This window comes from Demequina gelatinilytica, from assembly GCF_000971115.1.
Lineage (GTDB): Bacteria > Actinomycetota > Actinomycetes > Actinomycetales > Demequinaceae > Demequina > Demequina gelatinilytica.
The window spans coordinates 131,704-145,621 of the sequence record NZ_BBLV01000004.1 but is presented as its reverse complement, the minus strand read 5'-3'; the positions used below and the strand labels follow the sequence as shown (position 1 = coordinate 145,621).

The 13,918-nt window shown below is 70.6% G+C and carries 16 protein-coding genes; 9 read left to right on the top strand and 7 right to left on the bottom strand.

Going from position 1 to position 13,918, the window contains the following annotated elements; genetic code table 11:
- Position 1: 1 nt before the first annotated feature.
- A complete protein-coding gene (gene dapD, locus AOM00_RS04530; RefSeq protein WP_062516649.1) occupies positions 2-949 on the bottom strand; it encodes a 2,3,4,5-tetrahydropyridine-2,6-dicarboxylate N-succinyltransferase in 948 nt (315 codons plus the stop codon).
- Positions 950-1,094: 145 nt separating this feature from the next.
- Here dapD and dapE point away from each other — a divergent pair, with 145 nt between their 5' ends.
- The 3 genes from dapE to AOM00_RS15165 all read left to right on the top strand — a co-directional run bounded on the left by dapE (position 1,095) and on the right by AOM00_RS15165 (position 3,198).
- Positions 1,095-2,186 carry a succinyl-diaminopimelate desuccinylase gene (dapE, locus tag AOM00_RS04525; protein WP_062516648.1) on the top strand — a complete coding sequence of 364 codons (1,092 nt, stop codon included), beginning with the start codon at positions 1,095-1,097 and terminating at the stop codon, positions 2,184-2,186.
- Between the two features lie 9 nt (positions 2,187-2,195).
- The gene (locus AOM00_RS04520) at positions 2,196-2,921 is read left to right on the top strand and encodes an LOG family protein (RefSeq protein WP_062516647.1); all 726 of its coding nucleotides are present in this window, start codon (positions 2,196-2,198) and stop codon (positions 2,919-2,921) included.
- Positions 2,922-3,030: 109 nt separating this feature from the next.
- Positions 3,031-3,198 carry a DUF3117 domain-containing protein gene (locus AOM00_RS15165; protein WP_082096586.1) on the top strand — a complete coding sequence of 56 codons (168 nt, stop codon included), beginning with the start codon at positions 3,031-3,033 and terminating at the stop codon, positions 3,196-3,198.
- A gap of 64 nt (positions 3,199-3,262) precedes the next feature.
- Here AOM00_RS15165 and AOM00_RS04515 read toward each other — a convergent pair whose 3' ends face one another.
- Positions 3,263-3,892 carry an O-methyltransferase gene (locus tag AOM00_RS04515; protein WP_062516646.1) on the bottom strand — a complete coding sequence of 210 codons (630 nt, stop codon included), beginning with the start codon at positions 3,890-3,892 and terminating at the stop codon, positions 3,263-3,265.
- A gap of 116 nt (positions 3,893-4,008) precedes the next feature.
- Here AOM00_RS04515 and sigE point away from each other — a divergent pair, with 116 nt between their 5' ends.
- From sigE to AOM00_RS04485, 6 genes are all read left to right on the top strand, one after another.
- Entirely contained in the window at positions 4,009-4,596 is a 588-nt protein-coding gene (gene sigE / locus AOM00_RS04510) for an RNA polymerase sigma factor SigE (protein WP_062516645.1), read from the top strand.
- Complete coding sequence (locus AOM00_RS04505; RefSeq protein ID WP_062516644.1) at positions 4,593-5,435, top strand: anti-sigma factor family protein; 843 nt, start codon at positions 4,593-4,595, stop codon at positions 5,433-5,435. The genes sigE and AOM00_RS04505 overlap by 4 nt, the downstream gene beginning before the upstream one ends.
- A 21-nt stretch (positions 5,436-5,456) precedes the next feature.
- Positions 5,457-6,959 carry a S1C family serine protease gene (locus tag AOM00_RS04500; RefSeq protein WP_082096585.1) on the top strand — a complete coding sequence of 501 codons (1,503 nt, stop codon included), beginning with the start codon at positions 5,457-5,459 and terminating at the stop codon, positions 6,957-6,959.
- A gap of 4 nt (positions 6,960-6,963) precedes the next feature.
- A complete protein-coding gene (locus tag AOM00_RS04495) occupies positions 6,964-7,290 on the top strand; it encodes a twin-arginine translocase TatA/TatE family subunit (RefSeq protein ID WP_062516643.1) in 327 nt (108 codons plus the stop codon).
- Between the two features lie 164 nt (positions 7,291-7,454).
- Positions 7,455-8,462, top strand: a complete 1,008-nt coding sequence (gene trpS, locus AOM00_RS04490) for a tryptophan--tRNA ligase (RefSeq protein WP_062516642.1) — start codon at positions 7,455-7,457, stop codon at positions 8,460-8,462.
- Positions 8,463-8,478: 16 nt separating this feature from the next.
- Positions 8,479-9,501 carry a YihY/virulence factor BrkB family protein gene (locus AOM00_RS04485; RefSeq protein WP_062516641.1) on the top strand — a complete coding sequence of 341 codons (1,023 nt, stop codon included), beginning with the start codon at positions 8,479-8,481 and terminating at the stop codon, positions 9,499-9,501.
- 96 nt (positions 9,502-9,597) lie between these two features.
- Here AOM00_RS04485 and AOM00_RS04480 read toward each other — a convergent pair whose 3' ends face one another.
- From AOM00_RS04480 to sdhC, 5 genes are all read right to left on the bottom strand, one after another.
- Complete coding sequence (locus AOM00_RS04480) at positions 9,598-10,380, bottom strand: class I SAM-dependent methyltransferase (protein WP_228373404.1); 783 nt, start codon at positions 10,378-10,380, stop codon at positions 9,598-9,600.
- 170 nt (positions 10,381-10,550) lie between these two features.
- Positions 10,551-11,315, bottom strand: a complete 765-nt coding sequence (locus AOM00_RS04475) for a succinate dehydrogenase iron-sulfur subunit (protein ID WP_062516640.1) — start codon at positions 11,313-11,315, stop codon at positions 10,551-10,553.
- Positions 11,315-13,084: a succinate dehydrogenase flavoprotein subunit gene (gene sdhA, locus AOM00_RS04470; protein WP_062516639.1), complete on the bottom strand. Its 1,770-nt coding sequence runs from the start codon at positions 13,082-13,084 to the stop codon at positions 11,315-11,317. Before sdhA ends, AOM00_RS04475 begins: the two co-directional genes overlap by 1 nt.
- Complete coding sequence (locus AOM00_RS04465; RefSeq protein ID WP_228373403.1) at positions 13,081-13,551, bottom strand: succinate dehydrogenase hydrophobic membrane anchor subunit; 471 nt, start codon at positions 13,549-13,551, stop codon at positions 13,081-13,083. The genes sdhA and AOM00_RS04465 overlap by 4 nt, the downstream gene beginning before the upstream one ends.
- Entirely contained in the window at positions 13,548-13,886 is a 339-nt protein-coding gene (gene sdhC / locus AOM00_RS04460; RefSeq protein WP_062516638.1) for a succinate dehydrogenase, cytochrome b556 subunit, read from the bottom strand. The genes AOM00_RS04465 and sdhC overlap by 4 nt, the downstream gene beginning before the upstream one ends.
- Between the last annotated feature and the right edge of the window lie 32 nt (positions 13,887-13,918).

Here is a 13,918-nt window from a genome sequence, read left to right as displayed (position 1 = left end):
CTCAGTTCGCGTGGAGGGCGGAGTTGAGCTCGATGCCCTTGCCCTCGCGCGCGACGGCCTCGATCACGCCCGTGACCGAGTTGCGCCAGAACATGATGCCGTCCTGCCCGGAGAGCTCGCGCGCCTTCACGACGACGGGGTTGCCGTCCTCGTCCGTGCGGCCCTTGAGCGTGACCTTGGTGCCGGCCGTGATGTAGAGGCCGGCCTCGACCACGCAGTCCTCGCCGAGCGCGATGCCCACGCCGGCGTTGGCGCCCAGGAGCGAGCGTGCGCCGATCGAGACGACCTCCTTGCCGCCTCCCGACAGCGTGCCCATGATCGACGCGCCGCCACCGATGTCGGCGCCGTCGTGGACCACCACGCCCGCCGAGATGCGGCCCTCGACCATCGAGTGGCCGAGCGTACCGGCGTTGAAGTTCACGAAGCCCTCGTGCATCACGGTGGTGCCCTCCGCGAGGTGGGCGCCCAGCCGGACGCGGTCCGCGTCGGCGATGCGGACGCCCGTGGGGACCACGTAGTCGACCATGCGCGGGAAGCGGTCGATGCCGTACACGGTGAGCTGCTTGCCGAACGCGCGGTACCGGAGGCGGACCTGCTCGAAGCCCTCGATCGCGCAGGGGCCGTCGGACGTCCACACGGCGTTGGTGAGCGCACCGAAGATGCCGTCCAGGTTGAGCCCGTGGGGCTGCACCAGGCGGTGGCTGAGCAGGTGGAGGCGCAGGTAGGCGTCCTCGACCGACGCGGGGGCCTCGTCGAGGTCGATCACGGTCCGGACCACCTTGACCACCACGTCGCGGAGGTCGTCCGTGCGCTCGGCGGCCTTGAGCTGCGCCGGGGCGTCGTCGCGGGCCTTCGGCTCCCCGAGCGCCGGCGAGGGGTACCAGGCGTCGAGCACGGTGCCGTTGTTGTCGATGGTCGCGAGGCCGAATCCGAAGGCGGGTCGAGTCATGGATCCAGGGTAGTTCAGGCGCGCCGCGCCTCTCGCGCGCCGTCGGGCCTCCGAGGGTCCCGGCGGGACATGAGGGCCGGATCCGGGCCAGAACGCGCCTGCATGTCCCGCCAGGGGGCGTGCGGCGCGCGGATAGGCTGACGCCATGACGCACCTCGACCTGACCGCCCCCGTGGAAGAGCTCGCGAAGGCCCTGGTGGACATCCCGTCGGTCTCCGGCAACGAAGACCGCATCGCGGATGCCGTCGAGGCCGCCCTCGCGCCGCTCGCGCACCTCGACGTGATCCGCCTGGGCAACGCGATCGTCGCCCGCACGGACCTGGGCCGCGCCGAGCGCGTGGTGATCGCCGGGCACCTCGACACCGTGCCCATCAAGGGCAACGTCCCGGGGGAGTGGTCCGTGGACGGGGAGCTCGTGGGACGCGGCTCCGTCGACATGAAGGCGGGCGTCGCGGTCCAGCTCTCGCTGGCCGCCGCGCTCGATGCGCCCACGCGGGACATCACCTGGGTGTTCTACGACCAGGAGGAGGTCGAGGCGGTGCGCAACGGGCTCGGCCGCGTCGCACGGGAGCGCCCCGACCTGGTCGCGGGCGACTTCGCGGTGCTGTGCGAGCCCACGTCCGGCGTCATCGAGGGCGGGTGCAACGGGACGATGCGCGCCGAGGTCCGCATCCCGGGACGCGCCGCGCACAGCGCACGGGCGTGGAAGGGCGAGAACGCGATCCATCGCGCGGCACCGCTGCTCGCCGCGCTCGCCGCCTACGAGGCGGAGACGATCCTGGTGGACGGGCTCGAGTACCGCGAGGGCATCAACGCCGTCGGCATCGCTGGCGGCATCGCGGGCAACGTGATCCCGGACGAGTGCATCGTCACCATCAACTACCGCTTCGCGCCGAGCTGGACGCTCAAGCAGGCGCAGGAGCGGCTCGAGGGCCTGGTCGCATCCGCGGGGCTCGACCGCTACGCGCTGACCTACACCGACCTGTCCGGCGCCGCCCGTCCCGGCCTGGACGCCCCGCTCGCCGCATCGTTCGCGGCTTCGGTGGCGGCGACGGGGGTCGAGGCGCCGCGCGCGAAGCAGGGCTGGACGGATGTCGCCCGCTTCGGCGAGCTGGGGATCCCCGCGGTGAACTACGGCCCCGGCGACCCCGAGCTCGCGCACGCAGACGACGAGCGCTGCCCCGTGTCCGACATCCGCAACTGCCGTGCGGGTCTGGAGGCATGGCTGACGTCCTGAGGAGGACAGATGAAGGAGTACCGCAAGGGTCCCGTCGTGCTGAGGGGACGCAACGTGCCGACGACGTCGACCTCGGAGCGTCTGCTCGACGAGCGCAACCGCGCGGACTGGGTCCATGGCGACCCATGGCGCGTGCTCCGCATCCAGTCCGAGTTCGTCGAGGGCTTCGGCGCCCTCGCCGAGCTGGGCCCCGCGATCACCGTCTACGGCTCGGCGCGCTCGGCGCCCGACTCGCCGGAGTACGTGGCCGGCGTCGAGGTGGGGCGGCTGCTGGTCGAGTCGGGTCACGCGGTCATCACGGGCGGCGGCCCGGGTTGCATGGAGGCGGCGAACAAGGGCGCGTCCGAGGCGGGCGGCGTCTCCGTGGGCCTCGGCATCGAGCTCCCTCACGAGCAGGGCATGAACGAGTACATCAACCTCGGCATCCACTTCCGCTACTTCTTCGTGCGCAAGACCATGTTCGTGAAGTACTCCCAGGGCTTCATCGCGCTGCCGGGAGGGTTCGGCACGCTCGACGAGCTGTTCGAGTGCCTGACGCTGGTCCAGACCCGCACCGTGAGGCGGTTCCCCATCGTCCTGCTCGGCAGCGACTACTGGGGCGGGCTCGTCACCTGGCTGCGTCGCTCCGTCGCGCATGAGGGCAAGGTCGCGCCCCACGACCTGGACCTGCTCCGCATCACCGACTCGCCCGAGGAGGCCGTAAGGCTCGCCACCGCGCCGCATCGCGAGGTCTGAGCCGGGGTGCGACACGGGGGAGGGATTTGGGAACGGTCTGAGGCCCGCAGTAGAATCAGGGGCAACGCCGCGACGGACGGCGTGCGACGCATCTGAGGAGAACAAGACGATGGCTGCAATGAAGCCCCGCACCGGTGACGGCCCTATGGAGGTCGTGAAGGAGGGTCGCAGCTACGTCATGCGGGTCCCGCTCGAGGGCGGCGGCCGCCTCGTGGTCGAGATCACCGCCGACGAGGTCAAGGCGCTCGGCGACGCGCTCCACGCGGCGATCCAGTAGGCAACCGCCGCAGCTTCACGCTTCCGCGACCCCGGCATCGTCCTTCGACGGCGCCGGGGTCGTGTCATTCCTTGACGGCGGCCAGCAGGCCGTCGCCCGCGTCGAGCAGCGCGATGGTGAGGCGCTCGTCCTCGCGGACGGCCTTGAGCGTCTCGCGCACCGCGGTCGTGTCCTTGTCGCGCTGCGCCGGGTCCGGGACGCGCCCGTGCCACAGGGCGTTGTCGATGAGCAGCAGGCCGCCCGAGCGCAGCAGCCGCATCGCGTGCTCGAGGTATGCGGGGTACTCGGACTTCCGTGCGTCGATGAGGACGATGTCGTACCCGCCGTCCGTGAGCCGCGGGAGCACGTCGAGCGCACGGCCCGTGATCATGCGGGCCCGTTCCGGCGCGAAGCCGGCCGCGGCGATGGTGCGCCGCGCCGCCTTGTGGTGCTCCGGCTCGACGTCGATCGTGGTGACCACGCCGCCGGGCGCCATGCCGCGCAGCAGGTACGTGAGCGAGACCCCCGCACCCGTGCCGATCTCCACGGCCGTGGTGGCCTTCATCGCCTTCGCGAGCACCTGGATCGCGCGCGAGGCTCCGGGGAGGACGGGCACGCAGCCCAGCTCGTCGGCGACGTCGCGCGCCTCGAGGACCACGCGATCCTCCTCGACGAAGTCCTCGGCATACGCCCAGTTCGCTGCCTCGATGCTCATGACGCCTCCCTCACGGGGTCAGCCTAGCCGCACGGTCCCAGCGAACTCTCAGGTGCGCGTGGGAACATGGACGTATCAGGACCCGTTGTAGCAAGGGAAGCCATGAGGGGAGCACGATGACCGAGACCGCCGTCCCGGCCGAGACGATCACCCCTGCCGCCGCGCCCGAGCTCACCTGGGAGAGCATCGTCGCCCAGCACTCGGCCCGCGTGTACCGGCTCGCGTACCACCTCACCGGCAACCAGCACGATGCCGAGGACCTCACGCAGGACGTCTTCGTCCGCGTCTTCAACTCGCTGTCGCAGTACAAGCCCGGCACCTTCGAGGGCTGGCTGCACCGCATCACCACCAACCTGTTCCTCGACCGCATGCGTCGCAAGAAGCGCATCCGCTTCGACTTCATGGCGGACGACGACGCGGCCGTGGCGACGTCCGACAGCTTCGACCGCCACGAGCGCTCGGGTCAGCCCGAGGACGCCTTCGACATGGCGAACCTGGGCGACGACATTATCGAGGCGCTTGCCGACCTCCCGCCGGAGTACCGCGCGGCCGTGGTCCTGAGCGACATCGAGGGCCTGTCCTACGAGGAGATCGCCGCGACGCTCGGCATTAAGATGGGCACGGTCCGCTCGCGCCTGTCCCGGGCCCGTGCGCGCCTGCGCCAGTCGCTCGCCCACCGCGCTCCCATGCGAGGTGGCGCGTGACAGGACGGCACCTGGGCGAGCGGATCCACGACCTCCTGGACAACCGGCTGCCCCGCGAGGCGGCCGCCGATGCGATGCGTCACCTCGACGCGTGCGACGAGTGCACGCAGCGCTGGAGCGAGCTGCGCGCCGCGCGCGAGGCGCTGCACTCGTCCGAGGCCGGCATCGACATGACCTTCGCTCGCCGTCTGCTGGACCGCGAGCACATGGCCCAGGTCGCGTCCCACGAGACGCGCCGCGACGCTCGCGCCGCGCGCGGCCGCGACCGGCGCCCCGTGGTGCTGTCGCTGTCGGTCACCCTGCTCCTGGTCGCCGTGCTCGGCGCCGCGTACGTCGCGGGCGAGCCTGACGACATCGATCCTGGCATCACGGCCTCATCCGAGACCGGAATGCTCAGCGTCGCCCGGATGGACTCCAGCACCATGCGTGGCTGGGTCCCGACGGACGGCTGGATCCACCCGGATTGGCAGTCGAGTGGATTCGAACCCGTGGAGGCCTCGGTACGGGAGACGCCCCAGGGCGCTCGCGTGCTCGCCTACACCCTGCTCTCGGACATCGAGCCTGTGCTCGTCCTCGAGCAGCAGGGAAGGCTTGCGGAGGAGCGTGTGGCCGATCTGCCGCGCACCACCACCGAGGGCCTCGACGGTTATGTGGTCGGCACCGACCCGACTCGCATCGTCTGGCAGACGGGCGACGTCGTGGTGCTCCTCTCGTGCGAGTGCGCCGAGGAGACCCTCGAGGAGGTCGCCACCGCGTTCCCGGAGGACGACGAGCCCGGCTTCGTCGACCAGATCATCGCCGGTCTGGGCGTCTTCGGCGACGCCCTCACCGGTCGCTAGCCCGATAGGGGAGACACCCGCATGACCGACAACCCGTTCGCGCCCCCGCGCGACGACTCCGGCTCGTCCTCCGAGCCGACTGCCAACCAGGACCAGGCCGCCACCGTGCGTGTGGAGGACTCCGAGCCCGCGTCGGCGCACGACGCGCCTGCCATCAACGACACCGTCGAGCTCACGCCGGCCTACGTCCCCGCGGCGACCGTCGCCGCCCCCGCGCAGCCGGCCGCGCCGCCGGCTCCGACGATCGACCCGGTCTTCGCGCCCCCGCATGAGCCGCCGACCGACGCCCCCTCGGAGGCAGGCGCCGCGCCCGAGAGGCGCCGCGGCCTCGGCGGCGGCGCCATCGCCGCCCTCGTCGTCGGCTCGCTCGTGCTCGCCGCGGGTGCCGGCTTCGGCGGAGCGTGGGCGTACGACTCGTTCGTCGCCGACTCCTCGTCCTCGACCGGCACGGCGTCGACGTCGACCGGCTCGACCCTGCCGACCTCGAGCAGCTCGACCATCTCGAGCACGGATGAGAACACCGTCGCGGCGATCGCGTCCGCGGTGATGCCGTCCGTGGTCTCGATCGAGAACATCCAGAACGGCCAGGAGGCCGCGGAGGGCTCGGGCTTCATCATCCGTGAGGACGGCTACATCCTCACCAACAACCACGTGGTCGAGGGCTCGGACAACGACACCGTGACGGTCGTCATGAGCGACGGGACCGAGTACGACGGCAGCGTCGTCGGCGCGACCGCGGACTACGACCTCGCCGTGGTGAAGATCGACAAGGACGGCCTCACGCCGCTCGTCCTCGGCGACTCCGACGAGCTCGTGGTCGGCGACGACGTCATCGCGGTCGGCTCGCCGCTGGGCCTCGAGTCCACCGTCACCACCGGCATCGTCTCCGCGCTCCACCGTCCCGTGACGGCCGGCGACACCGGCTCGACCGCGTTCATCGACGCGATCCAGACCGACGCGGCCATCAACCCGGGGAACTCCGGCGGTCCGCTCATCAACTCGTCCGGCGAGGTGATCGGCATCAACTCGGCCATCGCGTCGCTCGGCACCTCCTCCGAGACGGCCGGCTCCGTGGGCCTGGGCTTCGCGATCACGTCGAACCAGGCGCGTCGCACCGCCGAGGAGATCATCGCGACCGGCGAGGCCACGTACCCGATGATCGGTGTGAGCCTCGACAGCACGTACACCGGCGAGGGCATCAAGGTGGCGGACGTCACCGGCGGCGTGGTCGCGGGCGGCCCCGCCGACGAGGCGGGCATCGAGCCCGGCGACATCATCACCGCGATCGACGGCCGTCCCATCACCCGTTCCGACGAGCTCATCGTCGCGATCCGTGCCAAGGCACCCGGCGACACGGTCAGCCTCACGGTCACGACCGGGGACGACGAGCGCGAGGTGTCGGTGACGCTCGTGGCCAACACCGAGGTGACCTTCGAGGACAGCTCGGAGGAGGACACGCAGCAGAACCAGGACCAGGAGGACGGCGGGCTTGGCGGCCGTCTCTTCCCGGAGCCGTCAGAATAGGCGCATGCTCGATATCAACGGCGGGGAGCTCCTCATCCTCGTGCTGGTCGCCATCGTGGTGATCGGACCCGAGAGGATGCCGGAGTACGCGAAGCAGCTGCGCGGCCTCGTGGTGCGCGGCAGGGACATGTTCCAGTCGAGCAAGGCGACGCTCAAGGCCGAGGTCGGGAACGACGTCGACTGGTCGCAGCTCGACCCCCGCCAGTACGACCCGCGGCGCATCGTCCGCGAGGCGCTCAACGAGCCGTCGCCGTCCATCAGGACGGCGACGGCTCGTCGTCTTCCCGACGCCCCTCCCGGGGAGGCGCCCTTCGACACCGAGGCCACCTGACGCCTCGTCTCCCTCCCCCCTGACAGCCGCAACGGAGTTCGCCGCGACATGCCGATGAGGGAGCACGATGCGGGCCGTCGGCCCCGCGTGGCGCGCGGAGATCCGTTCGCACCGTCGGAGGGTGGGGGTGCGGCGATGCGCGCATTGTTTGGAACAATGACCCCATGACACGTGTGTTCTCGGGCATGCAGCCCACCTCCGACTCCCTGCACCTCGGCAACTACCTGGGCGCGCTGGTCGAGTGGGTGAAGCTCCAGGACACCCACCACGCGATCTACTCCGTGGTGGACCTCCACGCGCTCACCACCGGGCCGGACCCGGAGCTCCTGCGGGCGCGGACGCGCCGCACCGCGGCGCAGTACCTCGCGGCGGGCGTCGACCCCGAGCGCTCGCTGTGCTTCGTGCAGTCGCACGTGCCGCAGCACGCGGAGCTCGCGTGGGTGCTGTCGACCTTCACCGGCATGGGCGAGGCGTCCCGCATGACGCAGTTCAAGGACAAGGCCCAGAAGACGGGCGAGTCCGGCGCGAACGTGGGCCTGTTCACGTATCCCATCCTCATGGCCGCGGACATCCTGCTGTACGACGCGGATGTGGTCCCCGTGGGCGAGGACCAGCGCCAGCACCTCGAGCTCTCGCGCAACCTGGCGGAGCGCCTCAACACGCGCCTGGGGGAGGGGACCGTGGTGGTCCCGGAGCCCCACATCGTCAAGGAGACCGCGAAGATCTACGACCTGGTCGAGCCGACCAGGAAGATGTCGAAGTCGAACGGCAACCCCAAGGGCGTCATCGAGATGCTCGACGACCCGAAGAAGGTCGCGAAGAACATCAAGGCGGCGACCACGGACTCCGACACCGTGATCGCGTTCGATCGCGAGGCGAAGGCCGGCGTGTCGAACCTCCTCACCATCTACTCGGCGCTCACCGGCCAGTCGGTCGCCTCGCTCGTGGCGGACTACGAGGGGAAGATGTACGGCCACCTCAAGGTTGACCTCGCCGAGGTGGTGGTGGAGTACCTGACCCCGTTCCACGACGCCGCGATGGACTGGATCGAGTCGCCGGAGAAGCTCGATGCGGTGCTCGCGGACGGCGCGGCCAAGGCATCCGCCCTCGCCCAGACGACGCTGGACCGCATTTACGACAGACTGGGACTGCTGCCCCCGTTGCACCGCTGACACGCCGAGGAGCCCGATGACCACCACCGACGTCAAGGCCAAGGCCACCGAGGTCGTGAAGCGTGGCAAGGGCTACAAGGAGTGGTGGGACGGCTCGTCCTGGGGGCGGGGGCTCAAGCGCTTCTCCATCCAGAACGGGCCCGTGCTGTCCGCCGGGATCGCGTACTTCACGCTGGCGTCGGTGACGGCCGGCCTGGTGGTCGCGACGACGCTCGCGACGGTGTTCCTCGCCAACAACGACGAGCTCCGCGCGGAGCTGGTGGACTACCTCGCGAATGCGGTCCCCGGGCTCATCTCCGAGGACGGCCAGAGCGGCATCATCAAGCCGGACGACCTCGGCTCGGGCTCCGCGACCTCGATCGCCGGCATCGTCGGCGTCATCTCCTTCCTGATCCTGATCAACACCGCGACCAAGTTCATCCGCGGGCTGCGGACCTCGACGCGCACCATGCTCGGCAAGGAGATGGCCTCGCCGGTGCTCGGGAAGCTGCGCGACGTCGGCGGGCTGTTCGCGCTCGTCGTCATCGCGCTGGTGGGCGTCACCATCCAGGTGGTCGCGTCCAGCGCGGCGAGGACCATCGCGGATGCCGTCGGCATCACGGTGCCCGCCTGGGAGATCAGGCTCATCGGATACGGCGCGGGCGTGATCGCGGACATGCTGTACGTCGCCCTGGTGCTCATGCTGCTGGGCGGCGCGCGCCTGTCGTGGCGGGTGCTGTGGGTGATCGTGCTCGCCGCGCTCGCGATCGGGGTGCTGCGGCTCGGGGTGTCGTTCATCGTGGGAGGCTCGAGCAAGAACGCGGCGCTCGGCGCCTCGGCGGCAGTGATCACGCTCATGGTGTTCGTCGACTACGTCAACCGCATCATCCTCATGTGCGCCGCATGGCTCGGCGCGCATGACGCCGAGCACCACGAGGGCCAGTTCCACGCCGACAGCGTCGAGCCGGCGACGGTGGTGGTCGAGGGGCCGCGGCGGCACGGGACCCCGGTGACCACCGCGCGCGCGACCGTGCGCAACCCGGACGCGCCGGACGACTGAGCCTCGCCCGGGCGGCCCCCACCGGAAGTGGTGGATGGTGGTCGGTTCTCGCGGGTCTTGGCGCCGCAGTGGTCGATCGCAGTCGCTTCCCGCCGGTCAGGCGGGCACACGGCCCTGGGCGGCCCACGCGGTTGCGGTCATCACGATCTCGCCTCCGGCCCGGGCAACGATGCGCTCGCGGAGGCGCGCCTCCAGATCGGCACGGCGTGCCGGCGGAAGGCCCGCGACGTAGGACGGCGCGGGCCCCTGACCCCCGAGGAACGGCGCCCAGTACTCGTCGAACGAGGCGAACCCTGTCTCCATCCGCAGCGCGTGGCCCTCGACCTCGACCAGGCCCGCGTCCCGGAAGGCGGATGCGAGCGCGCCCGGCGCGCACAAGGGGAACCGCCGCGCCTCGTCGAGCTCCGCCGCCGCAGGGTCAAGCGCGACCGCGGCATCCCAGAACGCACGCAGCAGCTCCATCCCGCCCGCGTAGTCCCACACGTAGGCGGCGATCCGGCCGCCGGTCGCGGTCACCCGACGCATCTCGGCGAGCGCCCGGGCGGGATCGGGGACGAAGTTGAGCGCGATCGCGCTCACGCACACGTCGAAGGAGCGGTCCCGGTAGGGCAGCAGCTCGGCGTCGCCCACCTCGAACGTGGCGGACGGGATCCCGTGGCGCGCCGCCGCGACGAACGCCTCGGACGGATCGATGCCGACCACGAGCGCGGGATGGCACGCATCGAGCACCGCCGAGGCGAGCGCGCCGGTCCCGCAGCCGACGTCGAGCCACCGGGCGCCGGGGGCCGCGTCGAGCCAGGCCAGGAACGGGGGCGCGAGCCGACGGCTCCAGCGGCCCATGTACCGCTCGTAGAGCTCACCCGCGTCCCAGGTGTCCACCGTTCGACTCTAGGCCGGGTCCGCGCGATCTGCGCGGCTCGGCCGCACCGATCCGCGGTTCCGCCGCATGCTCCCCGGCGTGTCGTCGGCGAGTCGCGCCACGGGCCACGGATCGCCCGCTGCGCCGCCTCACCGTGCGGTGGAGCCGGCGACGCAGCGGGCGGGAGGCTCTAGATCTCTCCCGTGGTGAGCGCGTGCTTGACCTCGGAGATCGCCTTGGTGACCTCGATGCCGCGCGGGCAGGCCTCGGTGCAGTTGAAGGCGGTGCGGCACTTCCAGACGCCCGCCTTGTCGTTGAGGATCTCGAGGCGGTCCCACTGGCCCTCGTCGCGCGAGTCGAAGATGAACCGATGCGCGCCCACGATGGCCTGGGGGCCGAAGTACTGGCCGTCGGTCCAGAACACCGGGCAGGACGTGGTGCACGCGGCGCACATGATGCACTTGGTCGTGTCGTCGAAGCGCTGGCGCTCCTCGGGCGACTGCAGCCGCTCGCGCGTGGGCGCGCTCCCCGTGGTCATGAGGAACGGCATGATCTCGCGGTAGGAGGCGAAGAACGGCTCCATGTCCACGATGAGGTCCTTCTCGACCGGAAGGCCCTTGATGGGCTCGACGATGATCGGCTTGGCCGGGTTGAGGTCCTTGAGCAGCGTCTTGCACGCGAGGCGGTTGCGCGCGTTGATCCGCATCGCGTCCGAGCCGCACACGCCGTGCGCGCACGAGCGGCGGAACGCGAGCGAGCCGTCCTGCTCCCACTTGATCTTGTGGAGCGCGTCGAGCACGCGGTCGGTCGCGTGCGCCTCGACCTGGAACTCCTGCCAGTACTGCTCGCCCGGCGCGTGCTCATCCGAGCCCTCGGGCTTGGAGCGCAGGATGCGCAGCGTGACCTGCATGGCCTTGACCTCGCCGACAGCGGGGGACTCGGCGGTCGCCGTCATCAGTACTTCCTCTCCATCGGCTGGTACTTGGTCACCACCACAGGCTTGGTGTCCAGGCGGACCCCCTCACCCGTCGCGTACGCCATGGTGTGGTGCATGAACTTCTCATCGTCGCGCGTGGGGAAGTCCTCGCGGTAGTGGCCGCCGCGCGACTCCTGACGGGCGAGCGCTCCCGCGACCACCACCTCGGCGATCTCGAGCAGGAAGCCCAGCTCGATCGCCTCGAGGAGATCCGTGTTGAAGCGCTGGCCACGGTCGTGGATGGCGACGTCCTTGTAGCGCTCCTTGAGCTCGGCGACCACGCGGGTCGCCTCCTCGAGGGAGGCGGCGTCGCGGAACACCTGCACGTTGCGGTCCATCGTCTCCTGGAGCGCCTTGCGGACCTCCGCGACGCGCTCCGTGCCGGAACCGCCCACGGTCGCCAGCAGGCGGGTGACGATGCCCTCGACCCGGGCCGCCGCATCGTCCGGGAAGGCCGCGGCCTCCGCGGTCGCGACGGCGTGCTCCGCGGCGGCGATGCCGGCGCGGCGGCCGAAGACGTTGATGTCGAGCAGCGAGTTGGTGCCCAGGCGGTTGGCGCCGTGCACGGAGACGCATGCGCACTCGCCGGCGGCATAGAGGCCCTTGACGGTGTCGGTGTTGTTGCGCAGCACCTCGCCTTGCACCGTGGTGGGGATGCCGCCCATCGCGTAGTGGGCGGTCGGGTAGACCGGTACGGGCTCGGTGTACGGCTCGACGCCCAGGTAGGTGCGCGCGAACTCGGTGATGTCCGGGAGCTTCTCGTCGATATGCGCCGGCTCGAGGTGCGTGAGGTCCAGGAGGACGTAGTCCTTGTGAGGCCCGGCGCCGCGGCCCTCGCGCACCTCGTTGGCCATCGCGCGGGCGACCATGTCGCGAGGGGCGAGGTCCTTGATGGTGGGGGCGTAGCGCTCCATGAACCGCTCGCCCTCGGAGTTGCGCAGGATGCCGCCCTCGCCGCGCGCGGCCTCGGACAGCAGGATCCCGAGCCCCGCGAGGCCCGTCGGGTGGAACTGGAAGAACTCCATGTCCTCGAGCGGCAGGCCGGCGCCCAGCGCGATGCCCATGCCGTCGCCCGTGAGCGTGTGCGCGTTGGAGGTGGTCTTGAACACCTTGCCCGCGCCGCCGGTCGCGAAGATCACCGACTTGGCACGGAACGTGTGGATCTCGCCCGTCGACAGCTCGAGCGCGACCACGCCCGCGACCGAGACGTCCTCGCCCGGCGCCGCGGCCTGCGGGTCCTTGTCGAGGATCAGGTCGAGCACGTAGTACTCGTTGAAGAACTCGACCTCCTGCTTGATGCACTGCTGGTACAGCGTCTGGAGGATCATGTGACCGGTGCGGTCCGCGGAGTAGCAGGCGCGACGCACCGCGGCCTCGCCGTGGTTGCGCGTGTGGCCACCGAAGCGGCGCTGGTCCACCTTGCCGTCGGGCGTGCGGTTGAACGGCAGGCCCATCTTCTCGAGGTCGAGCACCGCGTCGATCGCCTCGTTGCACAGGATCTCCGCCGCGTCCTGGTCCACCAGGTAGTCGCCGCCCTTGATGGTGTCGAAGACGTGCCACTCGGCGTTGTCGTCCTCGACGTTGGCGAGCGCCGCGGCCATGCCGCCCTGCGCCGCGCCCGTGTGCGAGCGGGTGGGGTACAGCTTGGTCAGCACGGCCGTGCGGGCGCGCTGCGAGCTCTCGAGGGCGGCACGCATGCCGGCGCCGCCGGCGCCGACGATGACGACGTCGTACTCGTGGTGGGTCATCGGACATCCTCACAGAAGCTGGGGAGCAGGGACAGATCGGCATCCACGGGGCACGGGTCGAAGGTCCAGATCACCAGCGAGCCCAGGACGATGATGCCGATCACGGCGACGCCGAGCGCGCCGTGCAGGAGCTTCTTCAGCCACGCCCGGTGCGCGTAGTCGTTGATGAGCAGGCGCATGCCGTTGCCGCCGTGCAGCATCGCGAGCGCGAGCATGAGGAAGTCCCACCACTGCCACAGCGGCGCGGCCCACTTGCCCGCCACGAACGCGAAGTCGATCTGGCTGATGCCGTCGCCCGTCATGAGGTTCACGAACAGGTGCGTGAGGATGAGGACCACCAGGATCGGGCCGGAGATGCGCATGAAGCGCCACGACCACTGCTCGGCTCCGGGCCGCACGCGGCCCGACCGGATCCGGGGCTCCTTGATCTTGGGCCCGGGGACGAACTCGGGGGACGATGCGGTCACCAGGCACCTCCGAAGACGTGGCCGAGGTGGCGGGGCAGGAAGCCGGCCATGAGCACCACGAAGATGATCCACACGGCCCACACGAGCTGCTTCTGGTGGCGCAGCGCCCACGTGGAGTGGTCGACCGCGATGATCCGCAGGCCGTTGAAGGCGTGGAGGATGATCGCCGCGACCAGTCCGGCCTCGACCAGGCCGTAGATCGGGGTCTTGTAGCTGCCGATCACGTCGTTGTAGGCCTCGGGGGAGACGCGCACCAGGGTGGTGTCCAGGACGTGGATGAGCAGGAAGAAGAAGATGGCCACTCCGGTGACACGGTGGACCACCCACATCCACATGCCTTCATGGCCTCGGTACAACGTCGTCGGTG